This window comes from Limnohabitans sp. 15K, assembly GCF_002778285.1.
Lineage (GTDB): Bacteria > Pseudomonadota > Gammaproteobacteria > Burkholderiales > Burkholderiaceae_C > Limnohabitans_A.
In genome coordinates this window covers 108616-133247 of record NZ_NESM01000004.1, presented here as the reverse complement: position 1 = coordinate 133247, position 24632 = coordinate 108616, and the positions used below count along the sequence as shown (strand labels likewise).

At 59.9% G+C, this 24632-nt stretch carries 25 protein-coding genes and 1 pseudogene; 8 read left to right on the top strand and 18 right to left on the bottom strand.

Going from position 1 to position 24632, the window contains the following annotated elements; translation table 11 throughout:
• Positions 1-98: 98 nt before the first annotated feature.
• Together B9Z40_RS17285 and B9Z40_RS14070 are read left to right on the top strand one after the other, a co-directional pair.
• A complete protein-coding gene (locus tag B9Z40_RS17285) occupies positions 99-239 on the top strand; it encodes a hypothetical protein (protein ID WP_019427071.1) in 141 nt (46 codons plus the stop codon).
• A 40-nt stretch (positions 240-279) separates the two neighbouring features.
• A complete protein-coding gene (locus B9Z40_RS14070) occupies positions 280-966 on the top strand; it encodes an RluA family pseudouridine synthase (RefSeq protein WP_100173990.1) in 687 nt (228 codons plus the stop codon).
• Positions 967-970: 4 nt separating this feature from the next.
• On the opposite strand, the gene B9Z40_RS14065 is transcribed toward B9Z40_RS14070, so the two are convergent.
• Entirely contained in the window at positions 971-1867 is an 897-nt protein-coding gene (locus B9Z40_RS14065) for a DMT family transporter (protein ID WP_158238105.1), read from the bottom strand.
• A 121-nt stretch (positions 1868-1988) separates the two neighbouring features.
• Here B9Z40_RS14065 and B9Z40_RS14060 point away from each other — a divergent pair, with 121 nt between their 5' ends.
• Positions 1989-2279 carry a 2Fe-2S iron-sulfur cluster-binding protein gene (locus B9Z40_RS14060; RefSeq protein WP_100174100.1) on the top strand — a complete coding sequence of 97 codons (291 nt, stop codon included), beginning with the start codon at positions 1989-1991 and terminating at the stop codon, positions 2277-2279.
• Positions 2280-2298: 19 nt separating this feature from the next.
• On the opposite strand, the gene ntrC is transcribed toward B9Z40_RS14060, so the two are convergent.
• From ntrC to B9Z40_RS14005, 11 genes are all read right to left on the bottom strand, one after another.
• On the bottom strand, positions 2299-3876 hold the full coding sequence (gene ntrC, locus B9Z40_RS14055) for a nitrogen regulation protein NR(I) (RefSeq protein WP_100174099.1): 1578 nt from the start codon (positions 3874-3876) through the stop codon (positions 2299-2301).
• Between the two features lie 36 nt (positions 3877-3912).
• Entirely contained in the window at positions 3913-4977 is a 1065-nt protein-coding gene (glnL, locus tag B9Z40_RS14050) for a nitrogen regulation protein NR(II) (protein WP_100173988.1), read from the bottom strand.
• Between the two features lie 65 nt (positions 4978-5042).
• Positions 5043-5564 (bottom strand): hypothetical protein, encoded by a 522-nt coding sequence (locus B9Z40_RS14045; protein ID WP_100173987.1) that lies wholly within the window; start codon positions 5562-5564, stop codon positions 5043-5045.
• 6 nt (positions 5565-5570) lie between these two features.
• Positions 5571-6986: a type I glutamate--ammonia ligase gene (gene glnA, locus B9Z40_RS14040; RefSeq protein WP_100117643.1), complete on the bottom strand. Its 1416-nt coding sequence runs from the start codon at positions 6984-6986 to the stop codon at positions 5571-5573.
• Positions 6987-7203: 217 nt separating this feature from the next.
• Positions 7204-8037, bottom strand: coding sequence for a molybdopterin-binding protein (locus B9Z40_RS14035; RefSeq protein WP_100173986.1), 834 nt, complete (start codon positions 8035-8037; stop codon positions 7204-7206).
• 50 nt (positions 8038-8087) lie between these two features.
• The gene (locus B9Z40_RS14030; protein WP_100173985.1) at positions 8088-9053 is read right to left on the bottom strand and encodes an EI24 domain-containing protein; all 966 of its coding nucleotides are present in this window, start codon (positions 9051-9053) and stop codon (positions 8088-8090) included.
• A 139-nt stretch (positions 9054-9192) separates the two neighbouring features.
• Positions 9193-9600, bottom strand: a complete 408-nt coding sequence (locus B9Z40_RS14025; protein WP_100173984.1) for a type II toxin-antitoxin system VapC family toxin — start codon at positions 9598-9600, stop codon at positions 9193-9195.
• 9 nt (positions 9601-9609) lie between these two features.
• A complete protein-coding gene (locus B9Z40_RS14020) occupies positions 9610-9840 on the bottom strand; it encodes a CopG family transcriptional regulator (protein ID WP_100173983.1) in 231 nt (76 codons plus the stop codon).
• Between the two features lie 55 nt (positions 9841-9895).
• Positions 9896-10858, bottom strand: coding sequence for a sterol desaturase family protein (locus B9Z40_RS14015; RefSeq protein ID WP_100173982.1), 963 nt, complete (start codon positions 10856-10858; stop codon positions 9896-9898).
• A 4-nt stretch (positions 10859-10862) separates the two neighbouring features.
• A complete protein-coding gene (locus B9Z40_RS14010; RefSeq protein ID WP_100173981.1) occupies positions 10863-11717 on the bottom strand; it encodes a polysaccharide deacetylase family protein in 855 nt (284 codons plus the stop codon).
• The gene (locus tag B9Z40_RS14005) at positions 11701-12645 is read right to left on the bottom strand and encodes a beta-propeller fold lactonase family protein (protein ID WP_100174098.1); all 945 of its coding nucleotides are present in this window, start codon (positions 12643-12645) and stop codon (positions 11701-11703) included. Before B9Z40_RS14005 ends, B9Z40_RS14010 begins: the two co-directional genes overlap by 17 nt.
• Before the next feature lie 101 nt (positions 12646-12746).
• Between B9Z40_RS14005 and B9Z40_RS14000 the strand changes: the two genes are divergently transcribed.
• Positions 12747-13568, top strand: a complete 822-nt coding sequence (locus B9Z40_RS14000) for an alpha/beta fold hydrolase (RefSeq protein ID WP_100173980.1) — start codon at positions 12747-12749, stop codon at positions 13566-13568.
• A gap of 53 nt (positions 13569-13621) precedes the next feature.
• Here the strand turns inward: B9Z40_RS14000 and B9Z40_RS13995 are convergent, their stop codons facing one another.
• Positions 13622-14341 (bottom strand): pseudouridine synthase, encoded by a 720-nt coding sequence (locus tag B9Z40_RS13995; RefSeq protein WP_100174097.1) that lies wholly within the window; start codon positions 14339-14341, stop codon positions 13622-13624.
• A gap of 124 nt (positions 14342-14465) precedes the next feature.
• Here B9Z40_RS13995 and B9Z40_RS13990 point away from each other — a divergent pair, with 124 nt between their 5' ends.
• Entirely contained in the window at positions 14466-14741 is a 276-nt protein-coding gene (locus tag B9Z40_RS13990; protein WP_100174096.1) for a hypothetical protein, read from the top strand.
• A gap of 59 nt (positions 14742-14800) precedes the next feature.
• On the opposite strand, the gene ettA is transcribed toward B9Z40_RS13990, so the two are convergent.
• From ettA to B9Z40_RS13975, 3 genes are all read right to left on the bottom strand, one after another.
• Entirely contained in the window at positions 14801-16462 is a 1662-nt protein-coding gene (gene ettA / locus B9Z40_RS13985; RefSeq protein WP_100173979.1) for an energy-dependent translational throttle protein EttA, read from the bottom strand.
• Between the two features lie 91 nt (positions 16463-16553).
• Positions 16554-17504: a 3'-5' exonuclease gene (locus B9Z40_RS13980; RefSeq protein ID WP_100173978.1), complete on the bottom strand. Its 951-nt coding sequence runs from the start codon at positions 17502-17504 to the stop codon at positions 16554-16556.
• Positions 17505-17580: 76 nt separating this feature from the next.
• A complete protein-coding gene (locus tag B9Z40_RS13975; protein ID WP_233204924.1) occupies positions 17581-18579 on the bottom strand; it encodes a tripartite tricarboxylate transporter substrate binding protein in 999 nt (332 codons plus the stop codon).
• Between the two features lie 326 nt (positions 18580-18905).
• Between B9Z40_RS13975 and B9Z40_RS13970 the strand changes: the two genes are divergently transcribed.
• Complete coding sequence (locus B9Z40_RS13970; RefSeq protein WP_100173976.1) at positions 18906-20789, top strand: DEAD/DEAH box helicase; 1884 nt, start codon at positions 18906-18908, stop codon at positions 20787-20789.
• A 64-nt stretch (positions 20790-20853) separates the two neighbouring features.
• Here the strand turns inward: B9Z40_RS13970 and B9Z40_RS13965 are convergent, their stop codons facing one another.
• Positions 20854-21237 carry a hypothetical protein gene (locus tag B9Z40_RS13965; protein ID WP_100174095.1) on the bottom strand — a complete coding sequence of 128 codons (384 nt, stop codon included), beginning with the start codon at positions 21235-21237 and terminating at the stop codon, positions 20854-20856.
• 147 nt (positions 21238-21384) lie between these two features.
• Here B9Z40_RS13965 and B9Z40_RS13960 point away from each other — a divergent pair, with 147 nt between their 5' ends.
• Positions 21385-22374, top strand: a complete 990-nt coding sequence (locus tag B9Z40_RS13960; protein WP_100173975.1) for a 2-hydroxyacid dehydrogenase — start codon at positions 21385-21387, stop codon at positions 22372-22374.
• A 36-nt stretch (positions 22375-22410) separates the two neighbouring features.
• Here B9Z40_RS13960 and B9Z40_RS13955 read toward each other — a convergent pair.
• Positions 22411-23452 (bottom strand): annotated as a pseudogene (locus tag B9Z40_RS13955) (LacI family DNA-binding transcriptional regulator).
• Between the two features lie 187 nt (positions 23453-23639).
• Between B9Z40_RS13955 and B9Z40_RS13950 the strand changes: the two are divergent.
• Complete coding sequence (locus tag B9Z40_RS13950) at positions 23640-24617, top strand: 2-hydroxyacid dehydrogenase (protein ID WP_100174094.1); 978 nt, start codon at positions 23640-23642, stop codon at positions 24615-24617.
• Positions 24618-24632 lie beyond the last annotated feature (15 nt).

Below are 24632 nucleotides of genomic sequence, written 5' to 3'. Positions count from 1 at the left end.
AGCGGACCTTAGACCACCCCACACAAAGCCGCGGATCCTGCGGCTTTGTGCTTTAACATCAAGCCTTCCCAAGTCGGGATGCAACCCAAGGAAACACCATGGCCAAAGGCGAACAACGCAGCAACAAAATGGCCAAGAAGCCAAAGAAAGACACGTCACCCCCCAAGACGTTCACCTCAGACCGCCCCATGGCCCCGTCCACCTTTGTGGCACCCCGCGGCAAAGTCAAAGACAAGTGATTTTTTTGGCCAAGCGCCTTGCTCGCTTGGCCCGCCCTGCATGATCCCGATCCACGAAGACGAGCACCTGCTGGTGCTGGAAAAACCCAGCGGCTTGTTGTCGGTGCCCGGTCGCGGCCCAGAAAAGCAAGATTGCCTGTCCAAACGGGTGCAAGACCGTTACCCCGAAGCCCTGATCGTTCACCGCTTGGACCAAGACACATCGGGCCTGCTGCTCATGGCCCGGGGCATCGAAGCCCAGCGACGCTTGAGCAAGTTGTTTGAAACCCGTCAGGTCAAAAAACGCTATGTGGCGGTGGTCGCAGGCCAACCAGAACAAACCCAAGCGAGCGAGCTGCCCGACGAAGACGGCTGGCGCACGATCGACGGTCCGATCCTGCTCGACTGGGAGCGCCGCCCGCTGCACATCATTCACCCCGATGGCAAAGCCAGCCGCAGCCGCTGGCGTGCGCTGCAATCCAGCGACAGCGCCAGCCTGATTGAGCTCGAACCCGTCACGGGCCGCACGCACCAGCTGCGCGTGCACCTGCAAAGCATTGGCCACCCGATGCTGGGTGACTCGCTGTATGCGCCGCCAGACATCAAGGCGCAGAGTCCCCGCTTGCTGCTGCACGCGCAAGAGCTGGCCTTTGTGCACCCCTTCACCGAGCAAGCTTTGGCGTTCAAGGCCCTGGTCGAGTGGTCTGCCCTGTCGCCGTACTTGGCCGGTCATAAACCCCAGCCCTGAGCGATCAGGCCTTGGCTGAGCCCTTGATGCGGCCCGCCACCACACCACACAGCACCACCAGGCCCATGCCCGTGAAGGCCAGCGCGTCCGGGATGTGGTCAAACAGCCACCAGCCCATGAGCGTGGAAAAGCCCACCCCGGTGTAGAGGAATGGCGAGACCACAGAAGCCGGGGCTTTGGAAAACGCCACGATCAAGAGGTATTGGCCCAGCGTGGCGGCCAGACCTACCAAGAGCAACAGTGCCCATTCCTGCACACTTTGCGGCGTGACCCATGCGTTGAACACCAACACCGTGCTTACGGCCCAGCCCACCCAGCCTGTGTACAGCTGCATCACGGCCGGGTCTTCGGTGCGCGTCATGTGGCTGGTCACGGCCTGAAACACGGCATAAGTCACCACCACCGTGAGCGCCATCCAGCCGACCGAGCTGTCGACCTGCCCACCCGGGCGGATGACCAGCATGGCCCCGATCAGCCCGCCCACCACCATGAGCCAGCGCAGCGGCGAAACCTGTTCTTTCATGACAAAGCGGGCCAGCGCCGTGAGCACCAAAGGCGTGAGCATGACGGTGGCGGTGAACTCGGCCACCGGCATGCGCTGCAGGCAATAAAAAGCCAACAAACTGCACGAGACCATGAGCAAGCCGCGCAACAACTGCCAGCGCAGGCTGTGCGTGCGCCACATGGCCCACCCCCGCATCGGGGCAAGCACCAGCGCGGTGCCCACAGCCTGCACCGCGTAGCGAAACCACAGCACCATCAGGGGCGTGACGCTGAGCATGACCCATTTGCTGGTGGCGTCGCTGAAGCTCAGGCTGGCCATGGCCAGCACGGCAAAGAGGATGCCGGGCTGCAGCCAAGCGTGGCTGGAGGGATGGGGCTGGTGGGGTGGGTGATTCACAGGTGGCAAACTTTTCGATGGGTGCCATCTTGGCACACGCTGGAGCCCCAAGCTGTCACGCAAGGCAAACCCGTGCAAGCGCCTCGCCCCCTTTGGGCCAGAGCCACTACACTCGCCCACCATGTCCCCAGAAATCCCATTTTTTAATGCCCGCATCGCGCCCGATGGCGGCAGCTTCGACGCATGGAAAACGCAGAGCTTGCTCGACTCGCTGGAACAAGGCGGCCTACAGTGGCCCAGCTCGTGCCGCTCGGGCACTTGCCGCACCTGCATCGGCCAGCTGGTCTCAGGTCAGGTGCACTACGAGATGGAATGGCCTGGCCTGACCGCCGAAGAAAAAGCCGAGGGCTGTGTGCTGCCCTGCGTGGCCAGACCGCTGAGCGACGTGGTGCTGCAAGACCCCTTCGCCTGAACGCGGGCCTGCCCCAGCATCAGGCGTCGTCGATGCCCAGCTCTTGGATTTTTCGGGTGATGGTGTTGCGGCCGATGCCCAGTTTTTGCGCGGCTTCGATGCGTCGGCCCCGTGTTGTGGCCAACGCGGACTGGATCAAGCTGGTTTCAAAGCGGCGGGTGAGCACGTCCCACACGTCTGTGCGGCCAGCGTTGAGCAATGCCAGCGCCTCTTGCTCCAGCCCCGACTCCCACACCGACACAGGTGCGGCCACGGCTGCGGTGGCCAAACCTTGCACATCGAGCGCACCGTTCACAGCCAGTGGCGTTGCAACGCCGCTGTCGTTCGCAAGGGCTGCATTGGCATGGCCAAGCGCCTCAAGCACCTCACCACCTGCGCCAGACGACAAGGCGGAGAAAGGCGTAGGCAAAGTCGCAGCGACCGCGCCCGCTTGTGGGGCCAGCACTTCGGGCGGCAGGTCTTTCACCTCGATCACCTGCGCGGGTGCCATCACGGTCAACCAGTGGCAAATATTTTCCAGCTGGCGCACGTTGCCCGGGAACTGGAAATAGCTCAAGCGATCCAGCGCGGCGTCGGCGATGCGCTTGGGCTCGACACCCAGTTGCTGTGCGCTGCGTTGCAAAAAGTACCGCGCCAACACGGGCACGTCTTCGCGCCGCTCGCGCAGTGCGGGCAAACGCAAACGGATCACATTGAGGCGGTGGTAAAGGTCTTCTCGGAAGATGCCTTCCTTGACACGCTGCTCCAAATCCTGGTGGGTCGCTGCAATCACGCGGACATTGGCCTTGACGGCACTGTGCCCTCCTACGCGGTAGAAGTGGCCATCCGACAGCACGCGCAGCAAGCGGGTTTGCAAGTCGAAGGGCATGTCGCCAATTTCGTCCAGAAACAGCGTGCCGCCATCGGCCTGCTCAAAGCGGCCTCGGCGTGAGGCTTGTGCGCCCGTGAAGGCACCGCGCTCGTGACCAAAGAGCTCGCTCTCCAGCAAATCTTTGGGAATGGCAGCGGTGTTGATGGCCACAAAGGGTTGGTTAGCCCGAGGCGAGTGTTTGTGCAGCGCGTGCGCCACCAACTCTTTGCCTGAACCAGATTCGCCCGTGATGAGCACGGTGACGTGGCTTTGCGCCAAACGGCCAATGCCGCGAAACACGTCCTGCATGGCGGGCGCTTGGCCCAACATTTCGGGCGCGTCTTCCATTTTTTCTTCGGCCACGTCTTCGCGCTGGCTCTCGCCCACGGCGCGGCGGATCAGCTCCACCGCCTTGGGCAAATCAAACGGTTTGGGCAGGTACTCGAAAGCACCGCTGGAGAAGGCCGATACGGCACTGTCCAAATCCGAGAAGGCGGTCATGATAATGACCGGCAAACCAGGCATGCGCTGCTTGATGGTGGCCAACAAATCAAGCCCCGAGCCGCCCGGCATGCGGATGTCGCTCACCAACACCTGCGGGCCATCGGCTTCGCTCTCCGTGTCCAGCGCCTTCAAGACTTCGCGAGGGTTGGTGAAGCTGCGCGTGGGCAGGCCTTCGCGCAAAAGTGCTTTTTCAAGCACAAAGCGAATGGATTGGTCATCGTCTACGATCCAGATCGGCTTCATCAACGTAACGCTTTCAGTGTTCACAGGCATGTGCTATCAGGGCAACGGGATCAAAATTTTGAAATCCGTACGGCCGGGCTCGCTGTCGCATTCGATCATGCCGTGGTGCTGTTGCACAAAGGTTTGTGCCAATGTCAGTCCCAAGCCGGAGCCGCCTTCGCGCCCCGAAATCAACGGGAAGAAAATGCGGTCCTTGATCGAGTCTGGTACACCAGGCCCGTTGTCCACTACATGCAATTCCAGTGCCAGGCGATAACGCTGCTTGCCAAACGTGACTTGCCTCAAGATACGGCTGCGGAATGTGATCTGCGCATCGCCCTGTGCGATGCGCTCTTGTAAAGCCTGCGCGGCGTTGTGCGAGATGTTGAGCACGGCCTGAATCAGTTGCTCGCGGTCGCCGCGAAACTCCGGAATCGAGATGTCGTAGTCGCGCACCACTTTCAGGCCCTTGGGAAATTCGGCCAAGATCAAGGCCCGCACGCGCTCGCACACCTCGTGGATGTTCACATCGCCCACCACATGCGGCCTGCGGTGGGGGGCCAGCAGGCGGTCTACCAAGGTTTGCAGGCGATCGGCCTCGTGGATGATGACCTGGGTGTATTCGGTCAACTCTTTGTCGTTCAGCTCCATCTCGAGCAACTGGGCAGAGCCGCGAATGCCACCCAATGGGTTCTTGATCTCGTGCGCCAGATTGCGGATCAGCTCTTTGTTGGCTTGGGCTTGCTCCAACAGACGCTCTTCACGCTCTTGCCGCGTTTGTTGTTCCACAGGCAACAGCTCGACGATCACCTCATCGGCTTGGTCTGACGGGGCCACGATCACATGCACGGGCAAGGTGTCTTCGTGGTGCAAGCGGCGCAGCTGGGCTTCGTAGCGCAACGCTGCAAATTCGTTCGACTGTGCCCCCACCAAAGCGGTGACCAAAGGCTGCGGGTCAAGAAAGTAATCGGGCAGATGCGTGTCATAAAGCGTGCGCCTCGACATGCCCAAAGCATCTTCGAGCGCAGCGTTCACAAAGCGAACACGCCCTTGACCTTGAAGCACGGCCACAGGCGTGGCCAACAAGTCAAAAGCCTGGAATCGGGAAATGGGCGGGGTCATGTTTGGGGCTCTATGGGCTCTGTGGGTGCTTCAGTCGCTTTGGGCATTGTGCGGGACATCCAGCTTCAAGGCTTGGCCACCGGCATGGGCCCGGGCAAAGCCGCTTGTGGGCCGCGAGCCGCTTCACGTTGCAAGGTTTCCATCTCTCGTTCGGCCCGCTCCATCGCCAAATGCAGCGCAGCCACGCGGTCTTGATTTTTGGGGGCCGCACCGTATTCAGCCGTCCCTGTTTGGGACATCAGCTTTTCGACCTCTTGCGCCCATGCTTGGTGCTGTTTTTCCAAGCGGGCCAACTCTTGCGCCAAAACAGTGCGGAGACTCGGCTGCGGCGCTGCAGCCTTTGGCGTTGTATTTGGCGTCGTACCTTGAGGACGAAGGCCCGAAATCAGGGTCACCGATTGCTGAGGCAGGCGTTCACAGAGACTCAGGTCTTTTGGGGCATTGGTGTATTCCTGGCCGCAGCGGTAAATGGCCTCTTGGGCTTGCAAGTGACCACCGCCGAGCAGCCCCAGGATCAGCACCCCAAAAAAAAGGACGGCCGAAGCCGTCCTTTGGGGAATTGCACGGGTGAGTGCAATGCCGTGCATGTCCGCTTACAGCGAGTAGTACATGTCGTATTCGACAGGCGACACTTCGACGCGGCTGCGGTTGACTTCTTGCATCTTCAAGTCGATGTAAGCGTCGATCCACGAGTCGGTGAACACGCCACCCTTGGTCAAGAAAGCGCGGTCGGCGTTCAGTGCGTCCAAAGCTTGATCCAGGCTGGAGCAAACGGTGGGGACCAATTTGTCTTCTTCTGGAGGCAAGTGGTACAGGTCTTTGGTCGCTGCTTCGCCTGGGTGGATCTTGTTTTCGATACCGTCCAAGCCCGCCATCAACAAGGCTGCGAAGCCGAGGTAGGGGTTGCACAATGGATCGGGGAAACGGGCTTCCACGCGGCGGCCCTTGTCGCTGGCGACGTTGGGGATACGGATCGAAGCGGAGCGGTTCTTGGCCGAGTAAGCCAACTTGACCGGGGCTTCGTAGTGAGGAACCAAACGCTTGTAGCTGTTGGTGCCTGGGTTGGTGATCGCGTTCAGGGCACGGGCGTGCTTGATGATGCCGCCGATGTAGAACAAAGCGAATTCAGACAAACCAGCGTAGCCATTGCCTGCAAACAGGTTCTTGCCGTCTTTCCAGATGGACTGGTGAACGTGCATGCCGGAACCGTTGTCGCCAGCGTAAGGCTTGGGCATGAAAGTGGCAGTTTTGCCGTAAGCGTTGGCCACGTTGTGGATCACGTACTTTTGCAGCAGTGTCCAGTCAGCGCGCTCGACCAGTGTGGAGAACTTGGTGCCGATTTCGCACTGACCTGCGCCAGCCACTTCGTGGTGGTGCACTTCGACCGGGATGCCCACGGATTCGAGGATCAGGGACATTTCGCTGCGCATGTCATGCGTGCTGTCGACTGGAGGCACTGGGAAGTAGCCACCCTTGACGCGGTTACGGTGGCCTTTGTTGCCGCCGTCCATCTTGGTGCCGCTGTTCCATGGGGCTTCAGCTTCGTCGATGGCGTAGAAAGTGTTGTTTGGCTCGGTGCTCCAACGCACTTCGTCGAACAAGAAGAATTCTGGCTCTGGACCGAAGTAGGCGGTGTCGCCCAGGCCAGATTGCTTGAGGTAAGTCTCAGCGCGCTTGGCGATCGAACGTGGGTCACGCTCGTAGGCCTTGCCGTCTGTGGGCTCGATCACGTCGCAGATCAAAACCAGTGTGACTTCTTCGAAGAAGGGATCGATGATGGCGCTGTTGGCATCAGGGATCAACAACATGTCCGAAGCTTCAATGCCTTTCCAGCCAGCAATGGAAGAACCGTCAAAGGCTTGACCGTCTTCGAACTTGCTTTCGTCAAACTGCGACACGGGCGCAGTGATGTGCTGCCATTTGCCACGGGTATCGGTGAAACGGAAGTCAACGAACTTGACTTCGTTCTCTTTCACCATCTTCATCACGTCTGCGACGGTCTTGGCCATCAAATTCTCCTGAATGGAAAGGGGTTAAAAAGCTTGCTTGCAGGTCTTGCAGTTTCTGTGCCAACTTGGCCACCACCGCGCCACCCCACAACCCATGATTGTGCCCTGAGCCGGCCCCAATGGCCCCGGGTTCAGTATAAAAAAAGGACTTCAGAGGCCCAAGCCGGGATCGCAGAAATGCACTTTTATGGTGCAATTTTGCATTATTTTGGTGCAATCAGGCTTGTCGCACCAATTCAGGGCCGTATTCCAAGCTGAACGTTTTCAGACCGACCCGCAAGTCGGCATACGCCGCATCGGCTTGGGCTGGCTCGCCCTTGACCCCCAATTCAATGTGGCGCCCCCATTGCGGGTGGTCCACGCTGGGCAGGCTGAACACCTTCACGCCAGGGTGTGCGGCTTCAATCGACTCCATCAGCGGGGTCAAGGTTGCCTCCATGGCCCCCAAAACGATCACCGATTTCTCAACGTAAGCGTTCTGGCGGAAGTGGGCGCTGTAGTGGCTATCGAGCACCGACGCGATCATGGGCCAAGCCATGACCGGAAAGCCCGGCACAAAGTGCACCGCGCCGCCCCCGGCGCCTCGGCAGCTGAAACCAGGAATCTTGTTGTACGGGTTGCGAATGATGTCTGCGCCCGCTGGGAAGGTGCCCATGTTCAAGCGGTGGATGTTGTCAGGGCGATCTGGCTCGTAAGCCACGCCCTGCTCTTTGGCGGTGTCTTGCATGCGCTCTTGAATCAAGCGCTTGGCTTCGGGGTGCAAAGCGAGCGGCACACCCAATGCTTTGCCCGCGCACTGGCGCGTGTGGTCGTCCGGCGTGGCCCCGATGCCACCGCAGCTGAACACCACGTCGGACGACTCGAGAGCCCGTTTCAAAGTGGCCGTGATGCGCTCAGGCGAATCGCCCACGTACTCGGCCCAACTCAAGGTCAGGCCGCGCTCGTTCATCAACTCGATGACTTTGGGCATGTGCTTGTCTTGGCGTTTGCCAGACATGATTTCGTCGCCAATGATGATCAGGCCAAAAGTGGGGGGCGTATGAGAAGTCATGGGTTCAAGATTGAAAAATAAGGGTCAAAAACAGCCGCTTTGCCAAACGGTCAAGTGCTGGTGCGCGGCACCACATCGGTCACGCTGTCCGACTTGGCCGGATCGTTGGCACCCAAGCGGGCTGCGGTGTGGGGTGATGTTGTGTGGGTTGGTGAAGTGTTGCCAGATGCGGGCGCAGCATCCACCACCTCGTCCATGACCTCGTCCACCGCCGCTGCTCGGGGCTCATCGCGCAAGGCATGCAAGGCAGCCAGCGCAAAGTGGGCAAACCACAGCGAAGAAAACGCAAACACCAAGGTGTAGATCCAGATGGCCACGGGCACCAAGATGACAAAGGCCGCTGCAAACAGAGCGCCCGAGGCCCACACCAAACTGGGCGCAGCGCCCATGAGCCCGGTGATCACCCCCATGGCCAAGAAGCTCATGCGGTGGCGGGACATGAGGGTCTCGCGCTCTTCGGTGCTGGCAAATTCGGCCAACACATCAAAGGCCATGACCCGGTAAGTGAGCCAACCCCAAATGAAGGCAGGGAGCAACAAGGCGAGCGGCGGCACCAGCCACATGGGCAAGGTGAGCACCAACGCCCCCAAAGCCAGCACCAGCGAGAAAAAGGTCCACCACAAACTCGAGACCAAGCTACCACCATGTTTGCGCTGCAAGCCAGCAAACCGCCGCTCGGCCACCATGCGGGTCAACGCCGGGGTCATCAAAAACGACACCGCCAACAAAGAAGCCACCACCACCAAGGGCGTGAAAGAAAAGATGACCAACAAGGGCGCGACCACGGTTTTCAGGTTGGCCAAACCCACACCTTCCAACCAGCCCCAAACCAAGGCCAACCAGGAGCTGGCATCGAGCCAAGCCCGCACAAAGGTGACGGCGGTGTCCCAATACAAATAACCCAGCAACCAAGACAAAGCCACGATCAACACCAGGGGCAAAACCGACAGACCGATCACCCGGGGGTACAGGCAATACATGGCCGAGCGCCAAAAGGAATCGATCAGGAGTTTCATGGGTGAAAGCTTAACAGCAGGCTTTTACACGAATGCAATACGACGTGGACTTCCTTCTGGTTGAGGAAGTCCATTCTTCGCATCACTGCGACAAAATGCGCCGCATCAAACCTTCAGGACAAGCAACTTAACCAAGACATCAAACATCCGCATGCCAGTTGAGCACATGCAAGCCCGGTACACGCGCAAACTCACGCACATTGCGCGTCACCAAGCTGGCTTGATGCCGCAACGCGGTGGCTGCAATCAGTGTGTCATGCGGGCCAATCGGTGTGCCCGCTGCCTCTAAGGTGGCACGGATGCGGGCAGCGTGCGCCGCACATTCGGCATCGAAGGGCAGCATTTGCATGGGTCTGAGCAGTTGCGCCAAAGCGTCCAGCCGAGGTGCAGCCGCCTCTTGCGGCAGTCGCAGCAAGCCGTAGCGCAGCTCGTATTCCACAATCGCAGGAACCCCTAAATCCGCGGGGCGCACGGCTTGAAATCGCGGCACAACATGTGGGTCGCCCCGGAAGTAATAACTGATGGTGTTGCTGTCGAGGACCAACATGTCAGGCCCTCAAAAGCCCAGGCGCGGCACATCGGCGGGCTGCGGAAGGGTGCTGTCCTCGCGCAAGGGAAAGTCTGCAAAACGACCGGCCAGTGTCAGGCAATCCTTAGGCCATTCGTGAGAGGCATAGGTGCGGATGATGTCGGCGACCCAACGGCTCTTGGAGACACCGTTGGCCTTGGCCGCTTCGTCCACCAGAGCCTGTGTTGCGTCATCCAGGTAAAGCGTGATTTGTGACATGAGCCCACCCCTCAAAACAAGTATATGTGAAAGTATATGTGTTTTGAAAAATACCTCAAGCCCTGCCCATCAAACGCAGCACCCCCTGCCACTGCTGCGCCCAAAAGCCCTGCCCATAGTTGCGTCCCTGCTCCACTTGGTCGCGCACGCCAGTCGGTTCATAACGCTGCGCAAAGTCGGCCGTGCCAAAGAGCATGTCCCACCAAGGCAACAGCACCCCAAAATTGCAACCACCCAAAACCTTGCGGCCTTGCACCTCGAACTCATGGCCAATGCCAACGCTGTGGTGTCTGCGGTGAAAGCGGGGGCTGACCCACAGCCGCTCGCCGAAACGGCCAAACCAGATGCGCACATTGGCGTGCTGGAAGTTTTCACTCAATTGCCCGATGGCCACCAACGCCACGAACTGTCCCGGCCCCACGCCAATGAGCAGGGCAACGGCCGACACCAGCAAGCTGGTCAGCACATCGTCGAGCAAGTGGTTGCGGTTGTCACTCCACATGTTCATCTGGCGCTGCGCATGGTGCATCGAGTGCAAGGCCCACCAGGCGCTGGATTGGTGCTGCGCGCGGTGAATCGCGTAGTTCACCAAGTCAAAAACCACCAAGTACAGGAAGAAACTGACCAACGCCAAATCGGTGACACCGGGCCACACGCTGTCCAAATGGAAGGTGGGCCATCCTTGACTGCGCAATAAACCCCAGCCCTGTTCCAAGGCGTAGTCGAGGGTGAAAAACATCCCCAGCTTGAACAAGCCCAAACGGTGGATGAGCGTGTACAGCACATCCACGTGAACCGCTTGGCGGTCGGGTTGAGCCTCGACAGGCCACAGGCGCTGCAGGGGTCCGATCACGGTGAGCATGACCGCGATTTGCAGCAAGCCCACCACCACCCAGCCCGCGCCCTCATAAGCCTTGTCGAGCAAATTTCCTTGCCCTAAACCAAATGCGATGGGCTGCAAAACGCCTTCAAAAAGCGCTTGCTGAAGCCACGCAAAAGAGTCGATCCCAAAGTCCATGCCTTTATTGTCGCGAATCTGGCAAAACCGAAGGCGTCAAAGGGGTCATGGCGCGCTGGCGAATCCAGTCGCGGTAGGCCGGGTGCTCGCGTAAAGTGGCAAAGCAAAGCCCTTTCGCTTTCAGGCCAACAATCAGTGGCTCCAGAACGGCCGGTGCCCAGGGATCTTGGCGAGACCAAATGCCCAAGTGCGCCACCAAGATGTCACCAGAGCGAATGTTGTTGAGCGCCTTTTTCAGGAGCTGCGCATTGGGGTAACTGTTGCTGGGCAACTCGTCACCCAGAAAACCCGCATCGGCCCAACCCACATGGGCATAGCCGCATTGCCGCACCGCCTCGATCAGCCGTGGCGAGGTCTTGCCACCCGGGGCCCGAAACAGCGGCAGCGGAACTTGACCGGTCAGAAACTGCAAGCGCTGGGCGGCCTGGTTCAGGTTGTCGCAATAAGCTTTCGCCGTCCAAACCAAGTTTTGGCCTGCCTGTGCCCCTGCGCTGGGACGGATGCGGAATTTCTGAACACCGCCAGCATGGGCATCGCCCTGCAGGTCGGCACGCCAGTAGGCGTGGTCCCAGGTGTGGGATGCGAAGGCATGACCCTCGGCGGCGCGAGCCGCCCACCAAGGTGCCCAGTGTTCGCCCAGGGTGCCGTCCCCCACTTGGGTTTTTTCTTGCGCGGCGAAAAATGTCACTTTGACCTGTTGGCGCTGCAGCACCTCAGCAATCAAGGGGGCCACGCCCATGTGGCCTGTATCAAACGTGAGGTAAACCGGCTTGTCGCATGTGGCAGCGGGTACAGAAATGCTGCCCCAACAAAGGGCACTCGCTATCAGGAATCGCCTGTGCTCACTGGCGGGGCGCATGGTCCAGTGTCCACACCCCGTGGGGCGACTTCCCTACCGGGACCTGACGGAGCACTTTGCCCGTTGCGATGTCGATCACCGAGAGTTTTCTGGCCCAACGCGAGGCCACCAAAATGGTTTTGCCGTCGGCGGTGATGTCCATGCAATCCGGACCGGAGGGCCCTGGAAACTGCATCACCACGTCCATGCGCTGGTAATCTATCTGGCTGATCGTGTTGCTCACCCGGTTGCTGACCAGCACATGGCGTTGGTCACCCAGCGCCCGAAAGGCGTGCGCCCCCTTGCCTGTCGGTATTTTTTTGACCCACTGAGGCTGTTTGCCGGAGATGTCATAGACCTCCACACCGTCATCACCCGTGAGGCCCACCAGCAAAAATTTGTCATCAGGCGTGCCAAACACATCGGCTGGCATGGCACCCACGGCGGTGCGTGATTTCAGGGTCTGCTTGTCCAAGTCAATGGCCACGACCTCGTCGCTGTCTTGCATGGACACCCAGGCCACTTGGCTTTTGCTGTCGATCCACAAATGGCTAGGGGTTTTGCCTGTCGAGATGCGCTTGGCCAACGTCGCGGTTTGTCCATCCCAGCGGTAAATGTCCACATGGTTCAAACGGTTGGCGGCAATCACCAGCCACTTCATGTCTGGCGAAAAGCGCAGGTGGTACGGGTCCAAAATGCCCGTGACCGTTCGCTGCACTTGGGCGGTTCGCGGGTCAATGAAGGTCAAAGAGTCGCTCATGGCGTTGGCCACAATGACCGACTTTTCATCGGGTGTCAGGTACAAGTGGTGGGGCTCTTTGCCCGTGGGGATGCGTTTTTTTTCTTTCCAGGTGACAGGATCGATCACACTGACGTTGCCATCCAAGGAATTGAGTACAAAAACAGGGGCTTGACCCTTCGATGCCATCGCCTGGAAGCTGCAAGCCATCAAAACGAACAAACGGGCAACAAAACGCAAATAATTCACAAAAACGCTTTCAAAATCACCGCCAAGTGTAATCGCCACATCCGCCCATTTCATTTCATTTCATGCACTACCCGTTATCCACCTTGGTCGTGAAAAACCAACATCTGGAGCTTCTTCACCTTCCAAAGCCCGCAACAGGCCTGAACCCACACACCCTGGTTTTTTTGCACGAAGGTTTGGGCAGCGTGGCCCTGTGGCGCGACTGGCCTGCCCAGTTGTGTCAGCAGCTCGGTTGTGCGGGTTGGGTCTATTCGAGAAGGGGTTATGGTCAATCCGAGCCCGTGCCCGATGTGCGCGGCCCATCTCGCTCGGCGGGTGAACCCAGCCAACGCCAAGGCCGCTTGTTGCCCGACTACATGCACCACGAAGCGCTGGAAATACTGCCCGCCTTGCTGCAGGCGCTGGGTGTTGAACGGCCTGTGCTGGTGGGCCACTCGGATGGCGGCACCATTGCCCTCATCCATGCCAGCCGTTATGAAGTGGCTGGGTGCGTGGTGATGGCCCCGCATGTGATGGTGGAAGACTTGTCCATGCAGGCCATCAACGCCGCCACGCAGGCTTACGAAAACGGCGCCCTGCGCCAGCGCTTGGCGCCTTTCCATGCCGATGTCGACTGCGCGTTTTGGCAGTGGAACGATGTCTGGCTCAGCGCGGGCTTTCGCAGCTTTGACATCCGGCGGGAGCTGGCGGGCATTTCAGCGCCTTTGCTGGCGATCCAGGGCGAAAAAGACGCTTACGGCACGATGGCGCAAATCGATGACATTGCCCGCGCCGTGCCCCATGCGCAGCTGCTGAAACTGCCCGATTGCGGCCATTCACCCCACCGCGATCAGCCTGAAGCTGTGGCAAAGGCGATCGCCGATTTCATGCAACAGTCCCTGTAGGAGGCTGCCCCTGAAGCCGAATGGTCGTGGCCCCATACCCTGCGCGCAGTCCCTCAGGGCTTGAGCAAAGCCAAGTCTTCTTCGGTCAACCAGCGCCACTGACCGGGTGCCAAATCGTTCAAGACCAGACCGCCGATTTGTGAACGGTGAAGGCCTTCGACCCGATTGCCCACAGCGGCCAGCATGCGCTTGACCTGATGGTATTTGCCTTCGGTCAGGGTCAGCTTCAGATGCAACTCACCCACGGCCTCACAAGCGGCGGCTTTCACGGGCTTGGGATCATCGTCCAGCACCACGCCGCTGAGCAACTTGTCCACCATCTCGGTCGTGATCGGGTGCTTGGTGGTCACTTCGTAAACCTTGGGCACATGGTGTTTGGGCGAACTCATTTTGTGGATGAACTGACCGTCATCGGTCAGCAGCAGCAAACCCGTGGTGTCTTGGTCGAGACGCCCCACGGCCTGCACGCCCTGCACCGCCGCTTTTTGCGGGCGCTGACGCAAGGGCGCGGGCAGCAAGGTGTAGATGCTGGGCCAGGTCGACGGTTTTTGTGAACACTCGGTGCCTGCAGGCTTGTTGAGCAGCACATAGGCGTGCTCTTTGAAGGGCCACTCGGTGCCTTGAACGTTGAAATGCAGACCTTGCAGGTCAAAGAATTCGCCCGAATCGGTGACGGTTTCACCGTGGACTTGGACATGGCCTTGTTGCACCAGTCCGGCGCACACCCGGCGGGTGCCAAAACCCTGGCAGTACAAAATGTCTTCCAGGCGCATGGGTTTGAGAGATTTGGCTTTCATGGGGCATGATTGTCGCCGCGAAACCGACCCTCACCTTGAATGTGGCCTCAGACTTGGCCAGCCGACACAGACCGTCAATACTGGCAGGAGACCCATGCCCATGAGCACCCACCTTGACACCCTGACCCACATGGCCACCGCGCTGGACGCCTGCACGCGGGGCGATTTGCCGCAACAAGAAATGATCAAACTTTGGCGCAGCGGCGGGGCCAGCCTGCCCTTGCCCGAGAAGTTCGGTGTGGTGCTGGGCGACTTGCTCGACCGCATCGAGTCCAGCGCCATGTTCAGTGGTGAAAGCTGCTCATTCAGCCAACAGGGCCTGTTCGACAACCTGCACCTTTGGGCCAACAAGGCCAAGGCAAGACTGACACCATAGGCCTGTGCGCAAAAAACAACGGGCCCCGAAGGGCCCGTTGTTTTGTTTCAAGCAGCTGATTACTTCAACGCCTTGAAGCGCACGCGCTTGGGCTTGGCACCTTCTTCGCCCAAACGTCGTTTCTTGTCGGCTTCGTACTCTTGGTAGTTGCCGTCAAAGAACACCCACTGGCTGTCGCCTTCGGCGGCCAGGATGTGCGTCGCAATGCGGTCCAGGAACCAACGGTCGTGGCTGATGACCATGATGGAGCCCGCGAATTCCAACAACGCGTCTTCCAACGCGCGCAAAGTTTCCACGTCCAAGTCGTTGGATGGCTCGTCCAGCAGCAACACGTTGCCGCCTTCGATCAGGGTTTTGGCCAAGTGCAAACGGCCGCGCTCACCACCCGACAACATGCCGACCTTCTTTTGCTGGTCGCCGCCGTTGAAGTTGAAGCGCCCGCAATACGCACGGCTGGCCATCTGGAACTTGCCCACGTTGATGATGTCCAGGCCGCCCGAGACGTCTTCCCAGACGGTCTTGTTGTTGTCCAGGTCGTCACGGTTCTGGTCCACAAAGGCCATGCGCACAGTCTGGCCGATGGTGACTTCACCGCTGTCGGGCTGCTCTTTGCCCGCGATCAGCTTGAACAGGGTCGATTTACCGGCACCGTTGGGGCCGATGATGCCGACGATGGCACCCGCAGGCACTTTGAAGCTCAGGTTGTCGATCAGCAAACGGTCGCCAAAGGACTTGCTGACACCCTTGAACTCGAACACTTCGTTGCCCAAACGCTCGGCCACAGGGATGAAGATCTCCTGGGTTTCGTTGCGCTTTTGGTATTCGTGGTCGCTCAACTCTTCGAAGCGGGCCAAACGGGCCTTGCTCTTGGCTTGTCGTCCTTTGGGGTTGGCACGGGCCCACTCCAATTCTTTCTTCATGGCCTTGGAGCGGGCATCTTCGGTGCGCTGCTCGGTGGCCAAACGGGCGTCTTTTTGCTCCAGCCAGCTGGAGTAGTTGCCTTTGTACGGAATGCCGGAGCCCCGGTCGAGTTCCAAAATCCACTCGGCGGCGTTGTCCAGGAAGTAACGGTCGTGGGTGATGGCCACCACAGTGCCCGAAAAGCGCTGCAAGAAGAGTTCCAGCCAGTCCACCGATTCGGCGTCCAAGTGGTTGGTCGGCTCGTCCAGCAACAACATGTCGGGGCGCGACAGCAACAAGCGGCACAAGGCCACACGGCGCTTTTCACCGCCAGACAGCTTGCCGATGATGGCATCCCAAGCGGGCAGGCGCAGCGCATCGGCCGCGATTTCGAGTTGGTGCTCGGATGCGTCACCCGCGGTGGAGATGATGGCTTCAAGTTGGGCCTGCTCAGCGGCCAAGGCGTCAAAGTCGGCGTCTTCTTCGGCGTAAGCGGCGTAGACCTCTTCCAAGCGGGCTTGTGCGGCTTTGACTTCGCCCATGCCACTTTCAACGGCTTCGCGCACGGTTTGCTCAGCGTCCATCACAGGCTCTTGTGGCAAGTACCCGATTTTCAGGCCCGCCATGGGAATGGCTTCGCCTTCGATTTCCTTGTCGATGCCGGCCATGATTTTGAGCAATGTGGACTTGCCCGAACCGTTGGTGCCCAGCACGCCAATCTTGGCACCGGGGAAGAAAGACAGCGAAATGTCTTTGAGAATGTGACGCTTCGGAGGCACGATCTTGCCAACCCGGTTCATCGAAAATACGTATTGAGCCATGAATACCCGCCTGAAAAAATACCAATAAGGGCGCATTATCCCCGCTTGGCGTGAAGCACACGAAACAACCTTCGCCCCGAGGGCGGGGCTTCTACAACTCTCGGCCTGTCTGCTGGCCGGGCCGTGCCGAAAACTGCACCAAGCTGTCCATGGCCTCGAGCAGCACCGTGGCGTTGCGGCGGCCATAGACCTCGGCCCTCAGCCAATGGCACTCGGCGTCCAGCAGCTCGTCCGAAGACAAACTGCACCACCAAACACGGCCTTCACCGTCCCAGCGGTAACCCCGGGCCTTGAGCTTGTCCTTGGACTCGAACGGCGCACCCGTGGCGCGCAGCTTGTAGCGCGTCTGCCCGGACCCAGCCAACAAGCGCGACAAGCCGGTTTGGCCGTCAGCCAGCGGCGAAGACAAGACCTGGAGCAACGCGTGGCAGTCGACCTGCGCCCGGTGCGCGTCGTAAAACCAACCCCGCTCAGACGCCAAAAACTCCAATTTGGCCGAGCCGCTGCCCTCTTTTTTCCAGTCAATGCCCTGAAAAGAGCAACCCCATGCCTTGGTCGCAAACACAGGCCAACGCGCCTCGACAAACGGCCGGTCAAACCCGGCGTTGTGCGCCACGACCAAATCGGCCTCTTGCACCAAAGCGTTCACGGCCGCGTCTTCGATGCGCAAACCCTTCACCATGCTGTCGTCAATGCCGGTGATCTCGGTGATTTGGGCTGGAATCGGTTTTCCGGGGTCTTCGAACGATTCGTAAATGGTGACCGGCCCCACTGGCAAACCAGTGACTGTGTCCACCAACACCGACAACATGGCCAGCTCAATGACTTTTTCGCTTTTGCTGTCTAGCCCGGTGGTTTCGGTGTCCAGCACGATCACGCGTTGTGTGGCGTGGCCGCTCAGGGACCCGTAATCGCTGTGCGGCACCAAACGGCGCAGCACGCGAAAGTCGGGGTGCTGCGCCAGCGCCTGGGCCATGGCCTCGGGGTCCATCACGGGTTCGACAGGGGCGTCGAAAAAACTCATTTGTTGGGTTTTGCTCATACCCACAATTAAACCGCGACTTCAATGGCCTTTAGCCACCGTCGACCATGAAGGGTGCAGATGGCCAAATGACGCTTCAGTCGAGCTTGATGCCCAAATCCACCGCCAGCTTGATCCAGACGGGCACTTCGCCTTCCCAGTCTTTGCGGGTGCCCGCCAGATTTTTGGGTTTGTTGGGGATGGCAAAGGTCTCGCGCACCTTGGCGGCCTTGTCGGTGTTGGACCAAGCCACGGCTTCATCGGCCAGGAGTTTGAGCACGGCTTCGGGTGTGCCAGACGGCGCCACCAGGGGCAAGCCACCTTCCAAAGTCACCAACTTGGCGGTGTCGCCTTGCTCCATCAGGGTGGGCACGTTGGGCAGTTTGGGGGAACGGTAGCTGCCCGTCACGCCAATGGCACGCACGCCGCGGCTGGCCACGGCATTGAAGGCCAGGTAGCTGCCCACGGCAATTTGCGATTGACCCGAAGCCACGTCCAGCCACATGGGGGCTTCGCCGCGGTAATGGACTGACTGAATTTGGGTGCCGTGCACGCGGTTGGTCTGGTCGGCCACCATGTGCGGGTACGAACCCGGTGCGTAAGTGCCCATGGACACCGGGTTTTTCTTGGCCCAAGCCACAAATTCGGCCATGGTGTTGGCTGGAATTTTGTCGTTGATGCCCACCACCAGCGGGCCCGAGGGGAACACGGTGACCGGGGTCAGGTCTTTGTCGAGGTTGTAAGGCAACTTCGAATACAAGATGCGGTTTTGCCAAAAGGTGCCCGAGGTGCTCATGACCAGGGTGTATCCGTCTGCAGGCGCTTTGGCCGCCGCATCGATGCCAATGATGGCCCCAGCGCCGGGTTTGTTGTCGATGACCACCGGCACACCCAGCTTGGTAGAGAGGTGTTCGCCATAGCTGCGGGCCAAGGCGTCGGTCAAGCCGCCGGGCGGGAAAGCAACAATGATCCGGATGGGTTTGGCAGGCCACTTGGTTTGCGCCCAGGCATTGACCCAAGGCGTGCTGGCGGACACGGTGGCCGCAGCCACGGCGGCTGTTTGCAAAAAAGAACGGCGGTCAGAGAAATGCTTCATGGTCATGCGCTTGATCGGTTTGTGTTGACGATTTGGAGATGCCCTGCAGTCTAGTGGCACCAGCCCACAGTGGTCATTGGGGTTTGAACCCATGGCCTGACGGGTGGGGGACATCCAGAGGCCCTTGGGCTTTGTGCGACAATGCGCTTCGTTGCAGCCTCCAGATGCCGCAACATCAGCACTTCTGCTGGGGCCTGACCCGGGCAACGCTCAAAACAAGCGCCCGCGGTTTCCATGCCCACCTTGAGACCTATCGGCCCACACTGGTCACTGCCAACCGCAGTTGAATGAGCCGATACCTGCGCCGGACATGGCGCTCTGTAAAAATGAACTTTGAAGAATTGAATCTGGCCCCGGCCATCATGCAAGCCGTGCGCGAGCTCGGTTACGAAACCCCCACGCCCATTCAGGCACAAGCCATTCCCGCCGTTTTGGCCGGACAAGACTTGCTGGCGGGTGCCCAAACCGGCACCGGCAAAACCGCCGCATTCACCCTGCCCTTGCTGCACAAGCTGAGCTTGAGTGAGCCGGGTAAAAACCGCTTTGGCGGCAAAGCCATCCGCGCTTTGGTGCTCACCCCTACCCGCGAATTGGCCGCTCAGGTCGAAGAGTCGGTGCGGGACTACGGAAAATACCTGCAGCTCGACTCCACCGTGATCTTTGGTGGCGTGGGCATGAACCCGCAAATCAGCAAGATCAAAAAAGGCGTGGATATTCTGGTGGCCACACCGGGCCGTTTGCTGGACTTGCAAGGCCAAGGTTTCTTGGACTTGTCCAGCATCGAAATTTTGGTGCTCGACGAAGCCGACCGGATGTTGGACATGGGCTTCATCCACGACGTGAAAAAAGTGCTGGCCTTGGTGCCCAAAGACAAGCAAAGCCTGCTGTTCTCGGCCACCTTCAGCGACGAGATCCGCGAATTGGCGGGCAACCTGCTCAAGAACCCCCAGAGCATCCAGGTCACGCCCAGCAACACCACGGTGCAGCGCATCACACAGGTGATCCACCCCGTGGGCCGCAGCAAGAAAAAAGACGTGCTGCTGCACATCATCCAAAAACACGACTGGAGCCAGGTGCTGGTGTTCACCCGCACCAAGTTTGGCGCGAACAATGTGGCCGACTTCCTGACAAAAAACGGCGTGAAGGCCATGGCCCTGCACGGCAACAAGAGCCAAACCGCCCGCACGCAAGCGCTGGCCGGTTTCAAAAGCGGTGAGATCCGCGCTTTGGTGGCCACCGACATTGCAGCGCGCGGCATCGACATCGAAGACTTGCCACACGTCGTGAACTTTGAAATCCCGAACGTGTCGGAAGATTACGTGCACCGCATTGGCCGTACCGGCCGTGCAGGTGCGAGCGGCGAAGCCGTGAGCCTGGTGTGTTTGGATGAAGAAGGCTTCATGATGGACATCGAGCGCTTCACCAAGCAGGAGATTCCAGTGCAATTGCTCGAAGGCTTTGGCCCCGAGCCAGGCGAAGTGGCTGAGCCCATTGCCATGGGTCGCCAGACCCTGTGGGGTGGCGCAGGCAAGCCACCAAGCCGTGATGTCATGGCCGCAGCCGCCAAAGCAGCGCGCAGCGACATGATGCAGCGCATCCGGGACAACAAAGTCGCGGTTGGCGGCGGTGGCGGTGGTCAAGGCCCCCGTCAAGCACGCGGCGAAGGTCAGGGCCCAGCCCGTCCATCGCGCAACGGACCTCCGCCATCACGCCGCAATGGTCCACAGGGCGCACCGCGCTTTGAAGGCCAAGGCGATGGACGCCGTGAAGGCGGACGCGACGGTGGTCGCGGTCAAGAACAACGTGGCGATCCCCGTTTTGACAACCGTGGGGATGGCCAAGGCCGTCCTGCACCACGCGGTCCACGCCCTGAGGGACGTGGTCCAGGTCGCGGCCCACAGGGTGGCAATGGCGGTGGCGGCTACGGGGGTGGTCAAGGTGGCGGCCAAGACCGTCGCCGTGACGATGGCGACGAGTTGCCACGCCACATCGACCCCTTAAAGACCACACAGTTCGCGCGCCTGGACTTGCCCAACCGCAAGCCCGTGCGCACCAGCGGACAACCTGACCCAACACGCACCAGCATCGACAGTCTTGCCAGCGGCGGTCGCCGCCATGGCGGCGGCGGCGGCGGTGGTGGTGGTGGCTACGGCGGTGGTAACCGTGGTGGCAATGGCGGCGGCGGTGGTGGCCGTGGCTTCGGTCGCTGACCCACACCGATTCGCAAATAAAAAGAGCCCGCACATGCGGGCTCTTTTTTTGTCTGCTCAAAGCTCAGTCGCGCACAAACAAGGTCACCAAAGGGTCAGGGCCGACCTGACGGCTCCAGTGCCCGTGCACTTGGGCATCAAACGTGGCGCCTTCGGGCAAGGTGTCGGCCGAGTAAAAAAACTCGCCTGGGCCAAAAGTGCGCGAGCTGCCGTCTTGCAAAAAGATCTCCATCTGCCCTCCCAACACAAACAACCACTGCGGGTTGCCACTGCAATGGAAGGTGCTGCGAAACCCCACTGGGCTTTGGCGCAATTGGCAGCCTGTCGCGGCCATCAGGGCCGACAACTGGCTTTGGGGCGTGCCTTCGGTCAAGGGCACCGATTCCTCGCGAAATCGTGCGCGGCCGTCGGTATCGGTGAACAAAATGACTTTTTTCAACTCGGTCATGGCCATGGGTCTCGTGAAAAGAGGAAGGCCAGATTGTCGCTGACCGGCCAGCTGGGGTGGCGATAAGCGGGCTTCGCTTTGTGCGCATCTGGCATAGTTCCTCGCAGTTCAAGTTCTCACAGCCCAGCACCCAAGACATCCAAATCCATGAACACCACACCTTTGAAGATCGTTTTCCATGGCCAAAACGCCGCCAATTTCCGCCAAGGTTTTGAGTCACTCATTGGCTCAGAACACCAGATCCTCGACTTGAGCGATGCACTCGACCAAGCTGGCGAGCGTGCGCATTACGAAAGCGCAGACGTGGTGATCGGCATCAAACTGAACGACAGCATGCCCGTGCCGCTCAAAGCCCGGCTGTTCCATGCGCCAGCGGCAGGCACCGATGCCGTCAACACCGCCTTGCTGCCCGCGCCGTGCACATTGGCCAATTGCTTTGGCCATGAAAACGCGATTGCCGAATTTGTGATCGCTGCGCTGCTCATGCGCCATGTGCCCCTGGCCCGTGCTGACCAAGACCTGCGCCAACAACGCTGGACTTACTGGGCTGGACAAAAAGCCGCTTTGCGGTCAGAGCTGGGTTCACAAACGATTGGCCTGCTGGGTTTCGGTCACATTGCGCAGACTTTGGCCCTGCGGGCCAAGGCCTTCGGCATGCGGGTGCATGTGGCCAACCGCAGCCCCGTTGCGAGCCCCACCGTGGACCAAAGCTGGACGCTCGACGGTTTGCACGACTTTATGGGCTCGGCGGACGCCGTGGTGGTGAGCCTGCCGCTGACCGACAACACCGTGGGAATGGTGGATGCGCAAGCGATTGCCGCCATGCGGCCCGATGCCGTGCTGATGAATGTGGGGCGTGGCGCGGTGATCGACGAAAAAGCCCTCTACGACGCCTTGTTGGCGCGCCAGATTGGCGGTGCCGTGATCGACACTTGGTACCAGTACCCTACGCCCACTCAAGCCGAATGCGCCCCATCGCAATACGATTTTGCGGCGCTGGACAACGTGCTGATGACGCCCCACATGTCGGGCTGGACCGCTGGCACTGTGCGTCGCCGACAGGAAACGCTGGCAGAGAACATCGGCCGATTGAGCCGCGGCGAAGCATTGATCAACGTGCTGCACGGACCGCGCTGAACAAGCTTTCGCGAACAGGGGCTCGCTCCCACAGGGTCAGGTGCTTTGCCGCTGCAGGATCTCAAAGCCTAAGTCGACTTGCGCCGATTCGGGTGTTTCGCCCCGCATGAGCGTCAGCAGCATTTGCGCGGCGGCCTCACCAATCCTTGCGCGAGGGGTGCGCACTGTGGTCAAAGTGGGCCACATCTGGTCGCTGCCGGTCAAGTCATTGAAGCCGGCAATGGCCACTTGCGAAGGCACCGCAATGCCCAGTCGCAAGGCGGCCATCAAAGCCCCTTGCGCCAAGTCGTCGTTGCAAAAAAAGATGGCATCCACCGCAGGGCGCTGCTGCATGATTTGCTGAAACATCAGCCCCCCCCAAGGCAAGCGAGGAAGGCGCAGGATTGAGAAACTCCAAAGTGGGCTCATAAACCCCAGCGCCTTGCAAAGCACTGCGCCATCCGTACAGGCGCTGCATCACTCGGGGGTCCAACTGCGCGGCAGCAAACGCAATGCGCCGCCGTCCGCTCGACAGCAAATGCCGTGTCATGGAGGCACCCGCCTGTGTTTGCTGAAAACCGACACAGTAAGGCGCTTCATCGCTGACACCGATGGGCAAATCCATCAGGTGCACACAAGGCACCTGACTGCTTTCCATGAGTTTGCGTGTGGCGGGGTTGTGGTCCAGACCTGTGACCAGCAAACCTGCCGGACGGTGCAGCAATTGTTCGCGCAGCAATTGCTCTTCTTCGCTGGCGTCGTAATGGGTCACCCCCATCAGCGTCTGGAAACCTGCGGCACGCAAGGTTTTTTGGGCGGCATCCAGCAGGTCCACAAACAAGGCGTTGGACAGCAAGGGAATCAAGATGGCCACATGGTTGCTGCGTTGCGAGGCCAAGGCGCGGGCGGCGGGGTCGGGCACATACCCGAGCTTGCTGGAGACCGCCTGGACGCGCTCAATCAAAGCCGGGTCGACCGCACGCTCACCCCGCAAGGCGCGCGATACCGTGCTGGGGCTCACGCCAGCCGCTTGGGCCACATCACTCAAGGTGACTCGGCCTGTGGCACGGTGACTTTTAACGGTCTTTGGGGGTGTCAAAACAGGGTGGGACAAGGGTTAATCCGGAGGAAAATGCCATTCATCAACCGATAGGATAGCGCTATCCCAAAGTTTTCAACTGAAATTTTGCCGGATCGTGGAAAACCCCGATGCCATGTCAAAGTTGAAAACTTCCATTTGCCGTTTTTTTTGAATGTCTTGGACAGCGCTGTCCAAACTTCCCATGATGACTGGAGTGACTGAAGTGTCCAAACCCGATGTGCTGGCTGTAGCCAAACTCCACCCCTTCTACCAAAAAGCGCTCGAATCGCTCTACACCGTGCACGACCGCACCCATGTGACCGACCCCGCAGCGTTCGCCAGCTTGGCTGCACGCATCGTGGGCGTGGCAGGCACGGGCGAGGCCAGCGTGCCGCGCAGTTTGTTGTCCCAGCTGCCCAATGCCAAAGTGGTGGCGGTTTTTGGCGTGGGCTACGACGGCGTGGACGTTCAAGCGGCCATCGAACACGGCATTCCAGTGACCCACACCCCGGACGTGCTCACTGACGATGTGGCCGATCTGGCCATGGGCCTGGTGCTGTCGGTGGGTCGCGCCATTCCGCAGGCCGACCAGTTTGTGCGTGCAGGCCAATGGCCCAATGGACCGATGACACTGGGCCGCAAGGTCTCTGGCGTGCGCTTGGGCATTGTGGGTCTGGGCCGCATTGGCAAAGCCATCGCGCAGCGGGCGCAGGCATTTGGCATGTCGATCGCTTACACCGCACGCACAGAAAAAAAGGACTCAGGCTTTACCTTCTTCCAAACGGCTGCAGCACTGGCCGCCAACGTGGATTTTTTGGTGGCCATCACGCCTGGCGGCGCAGGCACCAAACACCTGATCAATGCCGATGTGCTCAAGGCACTGGGCCCACGGGGCTTTTTGATCAACGTGGCGCGTGGCAGCGTGGTCGATGAAGAGGCGCTGATCGAAGCCCTGCAAAACGGCACCATCGCCGGCGCAGGTCTTGATGTGTTCGCCAACGAGCCGAACGTGCCCGAAGCCCTGTGGGGGATGCACAACGTGGTGCTGACCCCGCACATGGCCAGTGCCACCACCGAAACCCGACAAGCCATGGCCGATCTGGCCTTTGCCAACATGCAGGCCGGTATTTCAGGCCAACCCTTGCGCACGCCTGTGCCTGAATGCTCAGGCTTGGTGAAGTGAGCGACGGCCCAAAAC

Bases quoted from the DNA above. Each gene is read 5' to 3' on its own strand.
- B9Z40_RS17285 (WP_019427071.1), top strand. From the start codon at position 99: ATGGCCAAAGGCGAACAACGCAGCAACAAAATGGCCAAGAAGCCAAAG.
- B9Z40_RS14070 (WP_100173990.1), top strand. From the start codon at position 280: ATGATCCCGATCCACGAAGACGAGCACCTGCTGGTGCTGGAAAAACCC.
- B9Z40_RS14060 (WP_100174100.1), top strand. From the start codon at position 1,989: ATGTCCCCAGAAATCCCATTTTTTAATGCCCGCATCGCGCCCGATGGC.
- ntrC (WP_100174099.1), bottom strand. From the start codon at position 3,876: ATGAAGCCGATCTGGATCGTAGACGATGACCAATCCATTCGCTTTGTG.
- glnL (WP_100173988.1), bottom strand. From the start codon at position 4,977: ATGACCCCGCCCATTTCCCGATTCCAGGCTTTTGACTTGTTGGCCACG.
- B9Z40_RS14045 (WP_100173987.1), bottom strand. From the start codon at position 5,564: ATGCACGGCATTGCACTCACCCGTGCAATTCCCCAAAGGACGGCTTCG.
- glnA (WP_100117643.1), bottom strand. From the start codon at position 6,986: ATGGCCAAGACCGTCGCAGACGTGATGAAGATGGTGAAAGAGAACGAA.
- B9Z40_RS14035 (WP_100173986.1), bottom strand. From the start codon at position 8,037: ATGACTTCTCATACGCCCCCCACTTTTGGCCTGATCATCATTGGCGAC.
- B9Z40_RS14030 (WP_100173985.1), bottom strand. From the start codon at position 9,053: ATGAAACTCCTGATCGATTCCTTTTGGCGCTCGGCCATGTATTGCCTG.
- B9Z40_RS14025 (WP_100173984.1), bottom strand. From the start codon at position 9,600: ATGTTGGTCCTCGACAGCAACACCATCAGTTATTACTTCCGGGGCGAC.
- B9Z40_RS14020 (WP_100173983.1), bottom strand. From the start codon at position 9,840: ATGTCACAAATCACGCTTTACCTGGATGACGCAACACAGGCTCTGGTG.
- B9Z40_RS14015 (WP_100173982.1), bottom strand. From the start codon at position 10,858: ATGGACTTTGGGATCGACTCTTTTGCGTGGCTTCAGCAAGCGCTTTTT.
- B9Z40_RS14010 (WP_100173981.1), bottom strand. From the start codon at position 11,717: ATGCGCCCCGCCAGTGAGCACAGGCGATTCCTGATAGCGAGTGCCCTT.
- B9Z40_RS14005 (WP_100174098.1), bottom strand. From the start codon at position 12,645: ATGGCTTGCAGCTTCCAGGCGATGGCATCGAAGGGTCAAGCCCCTGTT.
- B9Z40_RS14000 (WP_100173980.1), top strand. From the start codon at position 12,747: ATGCACTACCCGTTATCCACCTTGGTCGTGAAAAACCAACATCTGGAG.
- B9Z40_RS13995 (WP_100174097.1), bottom strand. From the start codon at position 14,341: ATGCGCCTGGAAGACATTTTGTACTGCCAGGGTTTTGGCACCCGCCGG.
- B9Z40_RS13990 (WP_100174096.1), top strand. From the start codon at position 14,466: ATGAGCACCCACCTTGACACCCTGACCCACATGGCCACCGCGCTGGAC.
- ettA (WP_100173979.1), bottom strand. From the start codon at position 16,462: ATGGCTCAATACGTATTTTCGATGAACCGGGTTGGCAAGATCGTGCCT.
- B9Z40_RS13980 (WP_100173978.1), bottom strand. From the start codon at position 17,504: ATGAGCAAAACCCAACAAATGAGTTTTTTCGACGCCCCTGTCGAACCC.
- B9Z40_RS13975 (WP_233204924.1), bottom strand. From the start codon at position 18,579: ATGAAGCATTTCTCTGACCGCCGTTCTTTTTTGCAAACAGCCGCCGTG.
- B9Z40_RS13970 (WP_100173976.1), top strand. From the start codon at position 18,906: ATGAACTTTGAAGAATTGAATCTGGCCCCGGCCATCATGCAAGCCGTG.
- B9Z40_RS13965 (WP_100174095.1), bottom strand. From the start codon at position 21,237: ATGACCGAGTTGAAAAAAGTCATTTTGTTCACCGATACCGACGGCCGC.
- B9Z40_RS13960 (WP_100173975.1), top strand. From the start codon at position 21,385: ATGAACACCACACCTTTGAAGATCGTTTTCCATGGCCAAAACGCCGCC.
- B9Z40_RS13950 (WP_100174094.1), top strand. From the start codon at position 23,640: ATGACTGGAGTGACTGAAGTGTCCAAACCCGATGTGCTGGCTGTAGCC.